The sequence below is a fragment of the Pseudomonas sp. v388 genome (genome assembly GCF_003935425.1).
Taxonomy (GTDB): domain Bacteria; phylum Pseudomonadota; class Gammaproteobacteria; order Pseudomonadales; family Pseudomonadaceae; genus Aquipseudomonas.
Map to the genome: position 1 here is coordinate 264,849 of NZ_RHQN01000003.1, position 16,396 is coordinate 281,244.

A 16,396-nucleotide genomic window follows, 5' to 3' on the forward strand; every position below is an offset into this window, starting at 1 on the left:
CAGGCGCGGTCAGGTCGAAATTGAAAATTCAGGGCTGAGCCTACAGCGTCAGCGATACTGCAGGAAGACGTTCTCACGTCCGAACTGGTCACGCAGAGCTTGAATCAAGCTGTCCGCAGGATCAATTCGCCACGCTTCGCCAAACTGCAGGAGGGCCTTGGCATCAGGCCCGGTGTAGTCCACGGTGATCGGGCAGGCGCCGCGATGCTTCTTGCACAGATCGCCCAGCCAACGCAGCCGGTCGCCCTTGAGGGCACTGGCATGCACCGTCACTCGCAGGCTTTCGGCCAGGTTGGTCCGCGCATCCTCGATGCTCATCACACGTTTGGCGCGCAGGCGCAGCCCGCCGGAAAAGTCATCGTTACTCACTTCACCCTCAACCACCACCATAGCATCGGTCTGCAACAGCGATTGGGCGGAATGGAAGGCTTCGGCAAACAGCGAGGCTTCGATACGCGCCGAGCGGTCGTCCAGGGTGATGAACCCCATCTTGTCGCCCTTTTTGTTCTTCATGACCCGCAGGGCAATGATCAGCCCGGCGACGGTCTGGGTGTCGCGCGCCGGCTTGAGGTCGATGATCCGCTGGCGAGCGAATCGACGCACTTCACCTTCGTATTCATCGATGGGGTGCCCGGTCAGGTACAGGCCCAGGGTTTCCTTTTCGCCGCGCAAGCGATCCTTCAGGCTCAGCTCGCGGGTCTTGCGATGGTTGGCATATACGTCGGCGTCTTCTTCGACGAACAGCCCACCAAACAGGTCCGAGTGACCACTGTCGCGGCTGCGAGCGGTTTGTTCGGCAGCCTGGATCGCCTCTTCCAGCGCCGCCAGCAATACCGAGCGGTTACGGTCGATGTTGGCCTGGTACGCCTTGGGTTCCAGCTCGAAATACGGGCCGAGACGGTCGAGCGCACCACTGCGGATCAGGCCGTCGAGGGTCCGCTTGTTGACGCGCTTGAGGTCGACCCGCGCGCAGAAATCGAACAGGTCGGTGAACGGGCCGTTCTGCCGCGCCTCGGTGATCGCTTCCACCGGGCCTTCGCCAACACCTTTGATCGCGCCCAGGCCGTAAAGAATACGGCCGTCGTCGCTGACCGTGAACTTGAACTCGGAGGTGTTCACATCCGGCGCGTCCAGGCGCAGCTTCATGGTGCGCACTTCTTCGATCAGGGTCACGACCTTGTCGGTGTTGTGCATGTCCGCCGACAGTACCGCAGCCATGAATGGCGCCGGGTAGTGGGTCTTGAGCCAGGCTGTCTGATAGGAGACCAGCCCGTAAGCGGCGGAGTGAGACTTGTTGAAACCGTAACCGGCGAATTTTTCCACCAGGTCGAAAATGTTGCCCGCCAGATCCGGGTCGATATTGTTGGTCTTGCAGCCGTCGATGAAACCACCGCGTTGCTTGGCCATTTCCTCGGGCTTTTTCTTGCCCATCGCCCGGCGCAGCATGTCCGCGCCACCAAGGGTGTAGCCGGCCATGACCTGGGCGATCTGCATCACCTGTTCCTGGTACAGGATGATGCCGTAGGTCGGTGCCAGTACCGGCTTGAGGCCCTCGTACTGGTAGTCGACGTGCGGGTAGGACAGCTCTGCCCGGCCGTGCTTACGGTTGATGAAGTCATCCACCATGCCGGACTGCAAAGGGCCTGGACGGAACAGGGCCACCAGTGCGATGAGGTCTTCCAGGCAGTCGGGCTTGAGCTTCTTGATCAGCTCCTTCATGCCGCGGGATTCGAGCTGGAACACTGCTGTGGTTTCGGCCCGCTGCAACAGCTGGTAGGTCGGCAGGTCATCAAGCGGAATGAACGCGATGTCCAGCGGCGCTTCGTTGACCTTGGCGCGGTCGCGGTTGATGGTCTTGAGCGCCCAGTCGATGATGGTCAGGGTCCGCAGACCCAGGAAGTCGAACTTCACCAGACCGGCGGCCTCGACGTCGTCCTTGTCGAACTGAGTGACCAGGCCGTCGCCTTCTTCATCGCAATAGATCGGTGAGAAGTCGGTCAGCTTGGTCGGCGCGATAACCACGCCACCGGCGTGCTTGCCGACGTTTCGTACCACGCCTTCGAGCTTGAGGGCCATTTCCCAGATTTCAGCGGCTTCTTCGTCGACCTTGAGGAAGTCACGCAGCACTTCTTCCTGTTCGTAGGCTTTTTCCAGGGTCATGCCGACTTCGAACGGAATCATCTTGGACAGACGATCCGCCAGGCCGTAGGACTTGCCCTGCACCCGCGCCACGTCGCGAACCACAGCCTTCGCCGCCATGGAACCGAAGGTGATGATCTGGCTCACCGCGTTGCGACCATACTTCTCGGCCACGTAGTCGATCACCCGGTCGCGACCGTCCATGCAGAAGTCGACGTCGAAGTCGGGCATCGACACCCGCTCCGGGTTCAGGAAGCGTTCGAACAGCAGGTCATATTCCAGCGGGTCAAGGTCGGTGATCTTCTGCACATAGGCCACCAGCGACCCGGCACCCGACCCACGGCCCGGACCAACCGGCACGCCATTGCTCTTGGCCCACTGGATGAAGTCCATGACGATCAGGAAGTAGCCGGGGAACCCCATCTGGATGATGATATCCAGCTCGAAATTCAAGCGGTCGACGTAGACCTGGCGCTTGGCTTCGTAATCTTCGGTGGTGTCCTTGGGCAGCAGTACCGACAGCCGCTCTTCCAGGCCGTCGAAAGACACCTTGCGGAAATATTCGTCGATGGTCATGCCATCGGGAATCGGGAAATTGGGCAGGAAGTGAGTGCCCAGCTTGACGTCGATGTTGCAGCGCTTGGCGATCTCGACGGTATTTTCCAGCGCCTCGGGCAGGTCGCTGAACAGCTCGGCCATTTCGTCCGCGCTTTTCAGGTATTGCTGGTCGCTGTAGTTGTGGGAACGGCGCGGATCGTCCAGCGCCCGGCCTTCGCCGATGCAGACACGCGTCTCGTGGGCCTCGAAATCGGCCTGTTTGATGAAGCGCACATCGTTGGTCGCCACCAGGGGTGCGCCGTGGCGTTCGGCCAGGGCTACCGCGGCATGCAGGTGTTCTTCGTCGTTGGCGCGATTGGTGCGCTGTACTTCGATGTAGAAACGGTCGGGAAACACCGCCATCCACTTGCGCAGCAGTTCGTCGGCCTCGCCTGGATTGCCGCCCAGAAGCGCCATGCCGATTTCACCTTCCTTGGCGGCGGACAGTGCAATCAAGCCTTCGCTGGCTTCGGCGACCCATTCAGGCTGCACGATGACCTGGCCGTTGCGCTGGCCCTCGATGAAGCCACGGGAAATCAGTTCGGTCAGGTTGCGATAACCTGCCGGGTTCATCACCAGCAGGCTGATCCGGCTGAGCGCCGCGTCGTCGTCGCGTCCGGCCAGCCACAGGTCGGCGCCGCAGATCGGCTTGATACCCGCCCCTTGCGCCGCCTTGTAGAACTTGACCAGCGAGCACATGTTGTTCTGGTCGGTCACCGCCACCGCCGGCATGTTCATGGCGGTCAGCGCCTTGATCAGCGGCTTGACGCGAACCAGGCCGTCGACCAGCGAGTATTCGGTGTGCAGGCGTAGATGAACGAAAGAAGCCGGCATGGTGATCCTATAGCGGGTAGACACGAAAAACGAAGGTCGGGATTGTAGCGATCCCTGCGCTAAACGTCAGTTCTGAAGCAGACCGATCGGCAGCGACGTCGAACCGATCATCATCGCCTCGCGCGCTTCGTAGGCGGCGCGCACCGGCGCGAACGAACGCCGGTGAATCGGCGTCGGCCCCAGGCGAGCCAGCGCTTCCAGATGCACCGGCGTGGGATAGCCCTTGTGGCCACCCATGCCGTAGCCCGGATAGATCAACTCGAAAGCGGACATTTCCCGATCCCGACTGACCTTGGCGAGAATCGAAGCCGCTGCAATGGCAGGTACTTTGGCATCGCCCTGAATGACTGGCGCTGAAGGCACCGACAACTGCGGACAGCGGTTACCGTCGATCAACGCCAGTCTGGGAGTGATGCTCAACCCTTCGACCGCGCGCTTCATGGCCAGCATCGTGGCATGCAGGATGTTGAGGCTGTCGATTTCCCCGACTTCAGCCCGGGCGATGAACCAGCACAGCGCTTTTTCCTGAATCTCGTCGAACAGCCTTTCGCGCCGCGCTTCGGTCAGTTTCTTGGAGTCGTTGAGTCCTAGGATCGGTCGCGCCGGATCGAGGATTACCGCAGCAGTCACCACGGCGCCGCACAGTGGGCCGCGCCCGACCTCGTCGACGCCGGCGACCAGGTCTTCGACCAGGTTGAAATCCAGACCCATTTGCATCGATGAAACACTCATTGTGAAGGTGACTGGCCGATCAGGCTCAGAACCGCCTCGGCAGCCTGGTTGGAAGCATCGCGACGCAAGGTGCGGTGAATCTCGTCGAACCCGGTGGTCTGCGCCTGTCCGCCGTCGATCAGCGGCAGGAGGGTCCGAGCCAGCGCCTCGGGCGTAGCCGCATCCTGCAGCAACTCGGGCACCAGCAAACGCTGAGCCAGCAGGTTGGGCAGCGACACGTACGGGCTTTTGACCATGCGCTTGAGGATCCAGAAGGTAACCGGTGCCAGACGGTAGGCAACCACCATTGGTCGCTTGTACAGCAGTGCTTCGAGCGTGGCGGTGCCGGAGGCGATCAGCACCGCGTCGCAGGCGGCCAGGGCCACGTGCGACCGGCCGTCGAGCAAGGTGATCGGCAGGGTGCGATGTTCGAGAAGCTGTTCGATCTGAGCACGGCGCTGCGGGCTCGCGCACGGCAGCACGAAGCGCAGGCCGGGGCGCTGGGCCAGCAGGCGTTCGGCGGTATCGAAGAACAGCGCTCCCAGGCGCCCCACTTCGCCGCCGCGACTGCCCGGCATCAGCGCGACCACAGGCCCGCTATCGAAACCCAGTTCGGCGCGTGCCGCGTCGCGGTCGGCTTCCAGGGGAATAGTGTCGGCCAGCGGGTGCCCGACGAAACGCACCGCAACGCCCTGCTCTTCATAAAAGCGGGCTTCGAACGGCAGCAGGGTCAGCATCAGGTCGCAGCCTTCGCGGATCTTCAATACCCGCTTCTGACGCCACGCCCAGACCGACGGACTGACATAGTGAACTGTCTTGATACCGGCACGGCGCAGCTGCAACTCGATATTGAGCGTGAAGTCCGGAGCGTCGATACCAATGAACACATCGGGCCTGGCGTCGATCAGGTTCTGGACCAGCAACTTGCGCCGAGCCAGCAATTCGCGCAGGCGGCCCAGCACTTCGACCAGCCCCATGACCGACAGCCGCTCCATGGGGAAACTTGAGACCATGCCCTGCGCTTCCATGAGCGGACCACCAACACCGATGAACTCGGCATCCGGATGGCGGGCCTTGATGGCGCGCATCAACCCTGAGCCGAGGATATCGCCGGACGCCTCGCCGGCCACCAGCGCGATACGCAATGGGCTGCCCATGGTTAGCGTGTGATGCCGCGGGTCGAGGACTGAATGGATTGCAGGAACAAAGCGACCTCGGGGAACTGCGCCGCAGGCTCGGCCAGCTCGGCCATCGCCAGGTCGATGGTCAGGCCTTGACGGTAGACCGTCTTGTAGGCGCGACGCAGGGCGTGGATGGCCTGCTCGCTGAATCCACGACGGCGCATGCCTTCGAAGTTCATGCTGCGCGCTTCGGCAGGGTTGCCGAATACCGTGACGAATGCCGGGACATCCTTGCCAATCGCCGTGCCCATGCCGGAAAAGCTATGGGCGCCGATGTGGCAGAACTGATGCACCAGGGTGAAACCGGACAGGATCGCCCAGTCGCCCACGTGCACGTGACCGGCCAGCGCCGTGTTGTTCACCAGAATGCAGTGATTGCCGATCACGCTGTCGTGCCCGATGTGGGCGTAGGCCATGATCAGGTTGTGATCACCCAGCGTGGTCTCCGCACGGTCCTGAACCGTTCCGCGGTGAATGGTCACGCCTTCACGAATGATGTTGTGATCGCCGATCACCAGACGAGTGGCCTCACCCTTGTACTTGAGGTCAGGGGTGTCTTCGCCCACCGATGAAAACTGGTAGATGCGGTTGTGCTTGCCGATCCGCGTCGGCCCTTTGAGGACCACATGCGGACCGACAACTGTACCCTCGCCAATTTCCACACCGGCTCCGATGATCGACCAGGGGCCGACCTCCACGTTGTCGGCCAGGATGGCCGTCGGATCGATGATTGCGCGAGAGTCAATCAAACTCATAGCTTGCGTTCCGCACAGATGATTTCAGCCGAGCATACAGGCTTGCCGTCGACCGTGGCCTGGCATTCGAACTTCCAGATCTGACGCTTGCTGCTCAGGAAGCGGGCTTCCAGTTCCAGCTTGTCGCCCGGCAGGACCGGCTGACGGAAACGCAGCTTGTCGGAGCCGACGAAATAGTAAAGCGTGCCGTCGGAGGGCTTGGTGTCGAGCATCTTGAACGCCAGGATGCCGGCGGCCTGAGCCATCGCTTCAATGATCAACACGCCCGGCATGATCGGGTGCTGAGGAAAATGACCCTCGAAGAATGGCTCGTTGACACTGACGTTCTTGTAAGCGCGAATGTTCTTGTTCTCGATATCCAGCTCCGTCACACGATCCACCAAGAGGAACGGGTAGCGATGAGGCAGGTATTCGCGAATTTCTTTTATGTCCATCATTTCGAGGGGAAGCCTGTAGTAAAGATTGGGAGTGCGTCGCGACTGCGCAGCACTCCTCTGCATCAAGGAGGCAGTTTATAGACTGTGCACGCTTGATATTAAAAAGTTATCAGCCATCAGATGAAGCATTGCTGGCGCAGGTCACGGTCTCGACCATCTTTTCCAGTTTCTGCAACCGGCGCGCCATGTCATCGATCTTGCGCAGCCGGGCCGCGCTCTTGCGCCATTCGGCTGCGGGCTGCATCGCAGTGCCGGACGAATAGGAGCCCGGCTCGGTGATCGAGTGGGTAACCATCGTCATGCCAGTGATGAATACGCCATCACAGATCTCGATATGCCCCACCAGCCCGACCCCGCCCGCCAGCATGCAGTGCTTGCCGATCCTGGTGCTGCCGGAGATCCCGACACAGGCCGCCATGGCCGTGTGGTCGCCGATCTGTACGTTGTGGGCGATCTGAATCTGGTTGTCGAGCTTCACGCCATTGCCGATCAGGGTATCCGCCAGAGCACCGCGGTCGATGGCCGTATTCACGCCGATCTCCACGTCGTCTCCGACAGTGACGCCGCCGATCTGGGCGATCTTCTGCCAGACGCCCTTCTCGTTGGCAAAACCGAAGCCTTCACCCCCCAGCACTGCGCCGGACTGGATGACGACCCGCTTGCCGATACGCACATCGTGATAAAGCGTCACGCGTGGCGCCAGCCAACCGCCTTCACCGATCACGCAACGCGCACCGATGAAGCAATGCGCGCCAATGGTCACGTTTGCCGCGATGCTGGCACCGCTTTCGATGACCGCGAACGCGCCAATGCTGGCAGACGGATCGACCTGTGCGTCGTCCGCCACGACCGCGCTCGGATGTACACCGACACTGGCCTTGGGCTTGCGATCGAACAGGTGGGAGACACGGGCATAGGCCAGGTACGGATCCGGCACCAGCAGGGCATCTCCGGTGTAGCCGTCGGCATCGGCCGGCTTCAAGAGCACGGCGCCAGCCTTGGCGTCCACGAGAAACTTGCGGTACTGGGGATTTGCCAGGAAGCTAAGCTGATCAGGGCCGGCCTCTTGTAAAATGGCCAGCCCGGTAATGTGCTTGTCCTGGTCGCCACGCAATGTGGCGCCAAGGAACTCGGCCAACTGGCCGAGCTTGATGATTGTGCTCATATTACTTCAGCTGGTTCATGCGCTCGATGACCTGGCGAGTGACGTCATACTGAGGCTTGACATCAATCACTGCACCGCGCTCGAACACCAGGTCGAAACCACCTTTCTTGATGACTTCTTCAACCGCCTGGTCCAGCTTCGGCTTGAGTTGCTTGAGCATTTCACGGTCGGCAACGGCCTTGGCTTCGTTCAGTTCCTTGGACTGGAACTGGAAGTCACGGGCTTTTTGCTTGAATTCCAGCTCCAGACGCTCGCGCTCGGGCTGGGCCATCTTGTCGCCGCCGCTCACCAGACGATCCTGGATACCCTTGGCGCTGCTTTCCAGGCCCTTGAGCTTGGTCAGTTGCGGGCCGAATTTCTTCTCGGCATCCACGGCGTATTTCTTCGCCGCGTCGGATTCCAGCAGAGCCATCTGATAGTTCAGGACAGCGATTTTCATGTCAGCGAATGCGGGGCCGGCAACAAGAACGGAGGCCAGCAGTACCAATTGAGTCAACTTACGCACAATACAACTCCTACAGAATTCGTTGCGTTATCACAGACCAGACGTCTTAGAACGTCTGACCCAGGGAGAATTGGAACACTTGGGTTTCGGAGTCGTCATCCGGCTTCTTGATCGGCATCGCCAGGGCGAAGCTCAACGGGCCAAGCGCGGTGATCCAGGTAACGCCCACACCTACCGAACTCGCCATGCCGGAGAAGTCGATGTCGTTGCACTCGACTTTCTCGCCATTAAGCGTGCGGTTGGAATCGCAGTTGGTGTCAAACACGTTACCTACGTCCCAGAACAGCGAGGTACGCAGTGAACGCTGGTCCTTGATGAATGGCAGCGGGAACATGATTTCTACACCGCCCTGAACCAGCGCGTTACCACCGAACGGCAGCGGATCTTGGTCCGGGTCTGCGACGGTGCCTGGGCGACCGCCGTTGGCTTCACCGATACTAGGCGTGCTGCGCGGGCCCAGGGTGCTGTCCTTGAAGCCACGAACCGAGTTGAAGCCGCCGGCGTAGTAGTTTTCATAGAACGGCAGACCCGAGGTCGAACCGTAACCGTCGCCATAACCCAGCTCGGTATGCAGACGCAGGGTGTAGCTGTCGCTGATCGGGTGGAAGTACTGGGCACGGTAGTCGAGCTTGAAGAACGACAGGTCGCTCCCCGGCAAGGTGGACTCCAGAACCAGACTTTGCGAGTGGCCGCGAGTGGCCAGTACGCCCTTGTTCAGAGTCGATTCGTTCCAGCCCACGGAAGCCTTGAAGTTCAGGAAGCTGTCCCCTTCCTGATCGATGAACTTGAAGATCTCTTCGACAGTGTACGTACCGGTCTTGATCTCATCCTGCTGAACGTTCAGGCCGTAGGTCAGGCGTGACGTCTCGCTGATCGGGTAGCCAAGGCTGATACCGGCACCCAGGCTGTCTACCGCGTAGCTCGCCACATCGACGTCGAGGTCGTCGTAGTCGGTAGTGCGATAGAACGCGTTGTAGCCCAGGCTCACGCCATCCGGCGTGTAGTACGGATCGACATAGCTGAAGTTGTAACGGCTCTGGTATTCGCTGCGGGTCAGGCCGATGCTGACTTTGTTACCAGTACCGAGGAAGTTGTTCTGACTGATCGAACCACCCAGGATCAGGCCCGCACTCTGTGCGAAACCGACGCTGGCCGTGATCGAGCCGGAAGCTTGCTCTTCCACCGCGTAGTTCACGTCCACCTGGTCATCGGTGCCCGGCACGGCCGGTGTCTCGACGTTGACTTCCTTGAAGAAGCCCAGGCGATCCAGACGAGTCTTGGACTGGTCGATCAGGTACGTCGACGCCCAGCCCCCTTCCATCTGGCGCATTTCGCGACGCAGTACTTCGTCCGCCGACTTGGTATTGCCGCGGAAGTTGATGCGGTTGACGTAGGCACGCTTGCCCGGATCGACCACGAAGGTGATGTCGACGGTGTGGTCTTCGGCGTTCGGTGTCGGCACGCCGTTCACGTTGGCGAAGGTATAGCCTTCGTTGCCCAGGCGGCGGGTGATCAGTTCGGACGTGGTGGTCATCACCTTGCGGGAGAACACCTGGCCCGGCTGCACCAGCAACAGCGACTTGACCTGATCTTCAGGCACCTTGAGGTCGCCGCTGAGCTTGACCGACTTGACGCTGTACTTGTCGCCTTCATTCACGTTGACAGTGATGTAGACGTTCTTCTTGTCCGGGGTGATCGACACCTGGGTCGAGGCGATATCCATGTTGATATAGCCGCGATCCAGATAGTAGGAACGCAGACGCTCCAGGTCACCGGACAGCTTTTCACGGGCGTACTTGTCGTCGTTCTTGAAGAACGACAACCAGTTGGTAGTCTTGAGTTCGAACAGACCGATCAGGTCCTCGTCGGGGAACACGGTGTTGCCCACGACGTTGATGTGCTGGATGGCCGCGACCGTACCTTCGTTGATGTCGATCTTCAGACCCACGCGGTTGCGCGGCTGAGGCACGACTTCGGCGTTGACCTCGGCAGAGTAGCGACCTTGCGCCACGTACTGACGCTGCAGTTCGTTACGCACGCCTTCGAGGGTCGCACGCTGGAAGATCTCGCCTTCGGCCAGACCGGACTGCTTGAGCCCTTTCATCAGGTCTTCGGTGGAGATCGCCTTGTTGCCTACGATCTCGATGCTGGCGACCGAAGGACGCTCGACAACGGAGATGACCAGCACGTTGCCGTCACGACCCAGTTGGATGTCTTGAAAGAAACCGGTTTTGAACAGCGCACGGGTAGCTTCAACCAGACGACCGTCATCCGCCTGCTCGCCGACGTTCAACGGCAATGCACCGAACACGCTGCCGGCGGAGACCCGCTGCAGCCCGTTGACACGGATATCGGAGATGGTGAAGGACTCGGCGTGAACTTCAGCGATCATCAGTACGGCAAGAACCGCAGTTAGCAGCAGACGTTTCATGAAGTCCTTTCTTATTCCAACTGGCAATAAACAAACTGCCGCAAAATGCGGCAGGTTCGCAACACAGCAACGTTTTACAGTCGACCCAGATCATTGACCAGCGCGAGCAACATGACGCCCACCACCAGACTGATACCGATCTGAACCCCCCAACCCTGTACCCTTTCCGAAAGGGGACGACCACGCGCCCACTCGATCAGATAGAACAGCAAATGCCCCCCATCCAGTACCGGAATGGGCAGCAGATTCAAAACACCCAGGCTAATGCTCAGGTAGGCGAGGAAGTTGAGAAAATCTCCCAAACCCGACTGGGCCGAAGCGCCCGCCACTTTAGCAATGGTTATCGGTCCACTCAAGTTTTTTACCGAGAGCTCGCCGAACAACATTTTCTTCAGCGACTCGAGGGTCAGCACGCTCATGGTCCAGGTCCGGCTGGCGCCTTCGGCAACCGCGGCCAGCGGGCCATAGCTGACCTCGCGAAGCATTTCCGGCGGCCAGTCGATGCCTTTGACGCCGGCCCCCAGATATCCTGCCGCCGCCTCGCCTTCACCGCGCGTCGTCAGGGTCAGCGGGATTTCCAGCGGCGCACCGTCGCGCTCGATGCGTATCGACACCTTGGCCGCGGGGCGTTCACGCACCCAGTCGACGACCTGTTGCCATTCGGTGACGGGCTGGCCGTCGAGTGCCAGCAGTCGATCGCCTGTCTTCAAGCCGGCGGCCTGCGCAGGCCCCTTGGGATCGAGCTCGGCAAGCACCGGCGGCAGGGCCGGACGCCATGGGCGGATTCCCAGGGATTTGATCGGATCCGGCTCGGCCGAACCCTTGAGCCAGTTATCCAGGGCCAGCGCTCGCGGCGTGTCGACGCTGGAACCTTGATCGCGAACCGTCAGCGCAATACTGCCACTTTCACCCAGGCGACGGACCAGCTGCAGATTGACCGCCGACCAGCCAGAGGTCGGCTCGCCGTCGACCGAGACGATCTCCTGCCCCGCGACCAGACCGGCGCGCTGGGCGATGCTGCCCGCCTCGACCGCGCCGATGACCGGCTTGACCTGCTGGCTGCCCAGCATCGCCAATGCCCAGAAGAACACCAGCGCCAGAAGGAAGTTGGCGACAGGGCCGGCGATAACGATGGCGATACGCTGATAGACCGACTTGCGATTGAACGACTGATCGGCCAGTTCCGGAGGAACGTCGCCTTCTCGCTCGTCGAGCATCTTCACGTAGCCACCCAGAGGAATGGCGGCGATCACATATTCAGTACCCTGGCGATCGTGCCAGCGCACCAGAGCGGTGCCGAAGCCCACCGAGAAACGCAGGACCTTGACGCCACAACGCCTGGCCACCCAAAAGTGGCCGAATTCGTGAAAGGTCACCAGGACACCCAGCGCAATCAGGGTGCCGACGATCATATATAGCGCGCTCATCAACCTTCTCCAGGTGCCGCTTCATCGGCACGTGTGCTCATCTGTTGCAGCCTGAAGGCATGCTCCCGACACATCACATCGCCCCTAGGGCCAGCACCTTGCTGCCTGCCTCGTTATCGCCCGTTCCGCGCAAGCCACTGCTCTGCCAGAACACGCGCTTTTGAATCCATCTCGAATACGGCGTCCAGCTCATCAACCGCAATCACCGGCTCAAGACCCAGAACATCCTCGATCATACTCGCGATCTCCAGGTAGCGGATGCGCCGGTCGAGAAACGCGGCGACCGCCACCTCGTTGGCCGCATTGAGCATGGCCGGCGCGCTGCCGCCGGCCTCCGCTGCCTGACGCGCCAGGCGCAGGCATGGAAAGCGCTGCTCGTCGGGTTCCTGGAAATCGAGCTGGCCGATCCGGAACAGGTCCAGCGGTGCCACGCCCGAATCCACCCGTGCCGGCCACGCCAGGGCATTGGCGATCGGCGTGCGCATGTCGGGATTGCCCAACTGCGCCAACACAGAACCATCGACGTAATCGACCAGCGAATGAATCACACTTTGCGGATGAATGACCACCTCGACCTGAGCCGGGCGAGCGTCGAACAGCCAGCAGGCTTCGATCAGCTCCAGACCCTTGTTCATCATGGTGGCCGAGTCGACGGAGATCTTGCGCCCCATCGACCATACCGGATGGGCGCAGGCCTGTTCCGGGGTGACGTCGTGCAACTGCGCCAACGGAGTCTGACGGAAAGGTCCGCCCGAAGCAGTCAGCATGATTCGCCTGACACCCACCGCACCCAGACCGCGGGAAAAATCGGCGGGCAGGCACTGGAAGATCGCGTTGTGCTCGCTGTCGATGGGCAGCAATACCGCGCCGCTGCGACCGACCGCCTGCATGAACAGCGCGCCGGACATGACCAGCGCTTCCTTGTTGGCCAGCAACACTTTCTTGCCGGCCTCCACCGCCGCCAGCGTCGGCCGCAGACCGGCGGCGCCGACGATGGCCGCCATCACGGCGTCGACCTGCGGATGCGCGGACACCTCGCACAAGCCCTTCTCGCCGACCAGCACCCGGGTATCGAGCCCGGCGGCGGCGAGATCGTCCTGCAGCTTGCGAGCGACTTCCTGGGTCGGCACCACCGCAAAACGCGGCGTGTGCCGGACGCACAACGCCAGCAATTCGCTCAGCCGGGAAAAGCCGGTCAGGGCGAATACCTGATACAGCGACGGGTGGCGAGCGATGACATCGAGGGTGCTCAGGCCAATGGAACCCGTCGCGCCCAGTACGGTGATCTGCTGAGGCGCACTCACATCACACCCCAGTTCGCAGCCCACAACAACACCGCGAATACCGGTATGGCAGCGGTGAGGCTGTCGATGCGATCCAGCACGCCGCCATGGCCTGGCAGCAGGTTACTGCTGTCCTTGATGCCCGACTGGCGCTTGAACATGCTTTCGGTCAAATCGCCGACGATGGAGATCAGCACGATGACCGCCGCCCCCAGCAAGCCGGCAATGAACTGGGAAACCGACCAGTCACGGGAAAATCCCACCGCAGCGGTAATCGCCAGCGCCACCAGCAACCCGCCGTACACGCCTTCCCAGCTCTTGCCGGGGCTGACCTTGGGTGCAAGCTTGCGCTTGCCGAAGGCCTTGCCGGAAAAGTAGGCCCCGATATCCGCCGCCCACACCAGAACCATCACCGACAGGATCAGCCAGTTGCCCATCGGCCATTGCTTGAGCAGCATCAGCCCCTGCCAGGCCGGTAACAGGATCAGCAGACCGATCAGCAGTTTGCAGATCGCGCTGGCCCAGTGCTCGCTGGAGGCCGGATAGGTCAGCACCAGGAAGGTCGCAAGCGCCCACCAGATCACCGCCGCACCTAGAACCCATGGCCCCACTCCGGGCGCGAGGTACATCAGGAACAGCAGCAGGGCCACGACCGCCGCGTAGGCGATGCGCATCGACTGGGCAACAAGCCCGGCCAGACGCGCCCATTCCCACGCACCCAACACCACGACCACGCCGATGAACAGGGCGAAGTAGGCGCCGGTGAGCAGGAAGAAACCGCAAAGGGCAATCGGCAGCAGGATAAGCGCCGTGATGATCCGTTGTTTGAGCATTAAGCGCGGGCTCCAGCTTCTACCTGTTCGCTGGTCTTACCGAAGCGACGTTGGCGAGAAGCGAAATCAGCCAGCGCAGCGCGCATGGCATCGTGTTTGAAGTCCGGCCAGAACAGGTCGGAAAAGTACAGCTCGGCGTAAGCCAGCTGCCAGAGCAGGAAATTACTGATGCGGTGTTCGCCACCGGTGCGGATGCACAGATCCGGCAACGGAAGGTCGCCGGTGGCCAGGCAGGTCTGCAGCAGGCCGGGGGTAATATCCTCGGGCTGCAGATGACCCGCCTGGACTTCCCGCGCCAGCCGCTGGGCGGCCTGGGCGATGTCCCACTGACCGCCGTAGTTGGCGGCGATCTGCAGGACAAAGCGATCATTACCGGCCGTGCTCAGCTCCGCCTCACGCATCGCCGCCTGCAGCTCCGGATGGAAGCGCGAGCGGTCACCGATGATGCGCAGGCAGATGCCGTTCTCGTTCAGGCGCCTGGTTTCACGGCGCAGGGCCGTGAAAAACAGCTCCATCAGGGCGCCGACCTCATCGGCCGGGCGCTGCCAGTTTTCACTGGAAAACGCGAACAGCGTCAGCACTTCGACCTTGGCTTCTGCGCACACCTCGATCACCGCACGAACCGCGTCAACACCCGCCTTGTGCCCCGCCACGCCCGGCAACAGACGTTTCTTGGCCCAGCGGTTGTTTCCGTCCATGATGATGGCGACATGACGCGGCACCGAAGTCGATGCGGCCAGTTTTGTCTTTTCCATGAAAACGTCTCGACCTCAAACCGCCATCAGGTCTGCTTCTTTCGCCTTGGTCGCCGAGTCGATATCTGCTTCTGCCTTGTCGGTCAGTTTCTGGATATCCGCAGCAGCACGACGCTCTTCGTCTTCGCTGATCTCTTTGTCCTTGACCAGTTTTTTCAGATCGCTCAAGGCATCACGGCGGATGTTGCGCACCGCAACACGGGCATCTTCAGCAGCGCTGCGGGCCTGCTTGGTGAAGCCCTTGCGGGTTTCTTCCGTCAGGGCCGGCATGGAAATCAGCAGCAACTCACCGAGGTTGGTCGGATTGAGGTTCAGGCCCGCGCTCTGGATGGCCTTGTCGACTGCAGCCAGCATGTTGCGCTCGAAGGCGACGACCTGAAGGGTACGCGAGTCCTTGACCGTGACGTTGGCAACGCTGCTCAACGGCGTATCGGCACCGTAGTAAGGGACCATCACGCTACCCAGAATGCTGGGGTGAGCCTTGCCGGTACGAATCTGACCAAATGCATGGCTCAAGGATTCGAGGGACTTCTGCATGCGCTCTTGAGCGTCTTTCTTGATTTCGTTGATCATTGTTGAACTTCCTCGATCAGGGTTCCTTCAGCGCCGCCGTGGACGATATTCAGCAGGGCGCCGGGTTTGTTCATGTTGAAGACGCGCAACGGCATCTTGTGATCGCGACACAGACAGATGGCCGTCAGATCCATCACACCCAACTTGCGATCCAGCACTTCATCGTAAGACAGATGATCGAACTTCTCGGCATTGGGGTCTTTGAACGGGTCTGCTGTGTATACGCCATCGACCTTGGTCGCCTTGAGCACGACGTCGGCGTCGATTTCGATCGCTCGCAGGCAGGCGGCCGAATCGGTGGTGAAGAACGGATTGCCGGTCCCCGCCGCGAAAATCACGACTTCCTTGGCGCTGAGGTGACGCATGGCCTTGCGACGATCGTAATGATCGGTCACCCCCATCATGGAGATGGCGGACATCACGATGGCCGTGATATTAGCGCGTTCCAGAGCGTCCCGCATCGCCAGGGCATTCATCACAGTGGCCAGCATGCCCATGTGATCCCCGGTGACGCGGTCCATGCCGGCGGCACTCAGAGCGGCACCGCGGAACAGGTTGCCACCACCGATGACCAGACCGACCTGTACGCCGATGCCGACCAGCTGGCCGACTTCCAGCGCCATGCGATCCAGCACCTTGGGATCGATACCGAACTCTTCGGACCCCATCAGGGCCTCGCCGCTAAGCTTGAGTAGAATGCGTTTATAGCGAGCCTGATAACCACTGCCCTGCTGAGCCATTGCGAATCTCTCCTGCGGCGTTTGAAAAAA

General features: G+C 61.0%; 14 protein-coding genes. All 14 read right to left on the reverse strand.

Annotation, left to right across the window (positions count from 1 at the left end):
* Nucleotides 1–48 precede the first annotated feature (48 nt).
* The 14 genes from dnaE to pyrH all read right to left on the reverse strand — a co-directional run bounded on the left by dnaE (nucleotide 49) and on the right by pyrH (nucleotide 16,366).
* Entirely contained in the window at nucleotides 49–3,570 is a 3,522-nt protein-coding gene (gene dnaE, locus EGJ27_RS08875) for a DNA polymerase III subunit alpha (protein WP_125830354.1), read from the reverse strand.
* A gap of 66 nt (nucleotides 3,571–3,636) precedes the next feature.
* On the reverse strand, nucleotides 3,637–4,287 hold the full coding sequence (rnhB, locus tag EGJ27_RS08880; RefSeq protein WP_125830355.1) for a ribonuclease HII: 651 nt from the start codon (nucleotides 4,285–4,287) through the stop codon (nucleotides 3,637–3,639).
* Nucleotides 4,288–4,298: 11 nt separating this feature from the next.
* Nucleotides 4,299–5,438: a lipid-A-disaccharide synthase gene (lpxB, locus tag EGJ27_RS08885; RefSeq protein WP_125830356.1), complete on the reverse strand. Its 1,140-nt coding sequence runs from the start codon at nucleotides 5,436–5,438 to the stop codon at nucleotides 4,299–4,301.
* 2 nt (nucleotides 5,439–5,440) lie between these two features.
* The gene (gene lpxA / locus EGJ27_RS08890; RefSeq protein WP_125830357.1) at nucleotides 5,441–6,217 is read right to left on the reverse strand and encodes an acyl-ACP--UDP-N-acetylglucosamine O-acyltransferase; all 777 of its coding nucleotides are present in this window, start codon (nucleotides 6,215–6,217) and stop codon (nucleotides 5,441–5,443) included.
* Nucleotides 6,214–6,654: a 3-hydroxyacyl-ACP dehydratase FabZ gene (gene fabZ, locus EGJ27_RS08895; protein WP_125830358.1), complete on the reverse strand. Its 441-nt coding sequence runs from the start codon at nucleotides 6,652–6,654 to the stop codon at nucleotides 6,214–6,216. The genes lpxA and fabZ overlap by 4 nt, the downstream gene beginning before the upstream one ends.
* A 109-nt stretch (nucleotides 6,655–6,763) precedes the next feature.
* On the reverse strand, nucleotides 6,764–7,819 hold the full coding sequence (lpxD, locus tag EGJ27_RS08900; protein ID WP_125830359.1) for a UDP-3-O-(3-hydroxymyristoyl)glucosamine N-acyltransferase: 1,056 nt from the start codon (nucleotides 7,817–7,819) through the stop codon (nucleotides 6,764–6,766).
* 1 nt (nucleotide 7,820) lies between these two features.
* Nucleotides 7,821–8,324 carry an OmpH family outer membrane protein gene (locus EGJ27_RS08905; RefSeq protein ID WP_125830360.1) on the reverse strand — a complete coding sequence of 168 codons (504 nt, stop codon included), beginning with the start codon at nucleotides 8,322–8,324 and terminating at the stop codon, nucleotides 7,821–7,823.
* 46 nt (nucleotides 8,325–8,370) lie between these two features.
* Nucleotides 8,371–10,755 (reverse strand): outer membrane protein assembly factor BamA, encoded by a 2,385-nt coding sequence (gene bamA, locus EGJ27_RS08910; protein ID WP_125830361.1) that lies wholly within the window; start codon nucleotides 10,753–10,755, stop codon nucleotides 8,371–8,373.
* 74 nt (nucleotides 10,756–10,829) lie between these two features.
* Nucleotides 10,830–12,182, reverse strand: coding sequence for a sigma E protease regulator RseP (rseP, locus tag EGJ27_RS08915; RefSeq protein WP_125830362.1), 1,353 nt, complete (start codon nucleotides 12,180–12,182; stop codon nucleotides 10,830–10,832).
* 113 nt (nucleotides 12,183–12,295) lie between these two features.
* Nucleotides 12,296–13,486, reverse strand: coding sequence for a 1-deoxy-D-xylulose-5-phosphate reductoisomerase (gene ispC, locus EGJ27_RS08920; protein ID WP_125830363.1), 1,191 nt, complete (start codon nucleotides 13,484–13,486; stop codon nucleotides 12,296–12,298).
* A complete protein-coding gene (locus tag EGJ27_RS08925) occupies nucleotides 13,483–14,298 on the reverse strand; it encodes a phosphatidate cytidylyltransferase (protein WP_125830364.1) in 816 nt (271 codons plus the stop codon). Before EGJ27_RS08925 ends, ispC begins: the two co-directional genes overlap by 4 nt.
* Nucleotides 14,298–15,053 carry a polyprenyl diphosphate synthase gene (uppS, locus tag EGJ27_RS08930; protein WP_125830365.1) on the reverse strand — a complete coding sequence of 252 codons (756 nt, stop codon included), beginning with the start codon at nucleotides 15,051–15,053 and terminating at the stop codon, nucleotides 14,298–14,300. The genes EGJ27_RS08925 and uppS overlap by 1 nt, the downstream gene beginning before the upstream one ends.
* A 15-nt stretch (nucleotides 15,054–15,068) precedes the next feature.
* Nucleotides 15,069–15,626 carry a ribosome recycling factor gene (gene frr / locus EGJ27_RS08935; protein WP_125830366.1) on the reverse strand — a complete coding sequence of 186 codons (558 nt, stop codon included), beginning with the start codon at nucleotides 15,624–15,626 and terminating at the stop codon, nucleotides 15,069–15,071.
* Complete coding sequence (gene pyrH / locus EGJ27_RS08940; protein WP_125830367.1) at nucleotides 15,623–16,366, reverse strand: UMP kinase; 744 nt, start codon at nucleotides 16,364–16,366, stop codon at nucleotides 15,623–15,625. Before pyrH ends, frr begins: the two co-directional genes overlap by 4 nt.
* Nucleotides 16,367–16,396: the final 30 nt, after the last annotated feature.

Coding starts and splice junctions, on each gene's coding strand:
- dnaE (WP_125830354.1), bottom strand. CDS start 3,570: ATGCCGGCTTCTTTCGTTCATCTACGCCTGCACACCGAATACTCGCTG.
- fabZ (WP_125830358.1), bottom strand. CDS start 6,654: ATGATGGACATAAAAGAAATTCGCGAATACCTGCCTCATCGCTACCCG.
- uppS (WP_125830365.1), bottom strand. CDS start 15,053: ATGGAAAAGACAAAACTGGCCGCATCGACTTCGGTGCCGCGTCATGTC.
- rseP (WP_125830362.1), bottom strand. CDS start 12,182: ATGAGCGCGCTATATATGATCGTCGGCACCCTGATTGCGCTGGGTGTC.
- frr (WP_125830366.1), bottom strand. CDS start 15,626: ATGATCAACGAAATCAAGAAAGACGCTCAAGAGCGCATGCAGAAGTCC.
- pyrH (WP_125830367.1), bottom strand. CDS start 16,366: ATGGCTCAGCAGGGCAGTGGTTATCAGGCTCGCTATAAACGCATTCTA.
- lpxA (WP_125830357.1), bottom strand. CDS start 6,217: ATGAGTTTGATTGACTCTCGCGCAATCATCGATCCGACGGCCATCCTG.
- rnhB (WP_125830355.1), bottom strand. CDS start 4,287: ATGCAAATGGGTCTGGATTTCAACCTGGTCGAAGACCTGGTCGCCGGC.
- bamA (WP_125830361.1), bottom strand. CDS start 10,755: ATGAAACGTCTGCTGCTAACTGCGGTTCTTGCCGTACTGATGATCGCT.
- EGJ27_RS08925 (WP_125830364.1), bottom strand. CDS start 14,298: ATGCTCAAACAACGGATCATCACGGCGCTTATCCTGCTGCCGATTGCC.
- lpxB (WP_125830356.1), bottom strand. CDS start 5,438: ATGGGCAGCCCATTGCGTATCGCGCTGGTGGCCGGCGAGGCGTCCGGC.
- lpxD (WP_125830359.1), bottom strand. CDS start 7,819: ATGAGCACAATCATCAAGCTCGGCCAGTTGGCCGAGTTCCTTGGCGCC.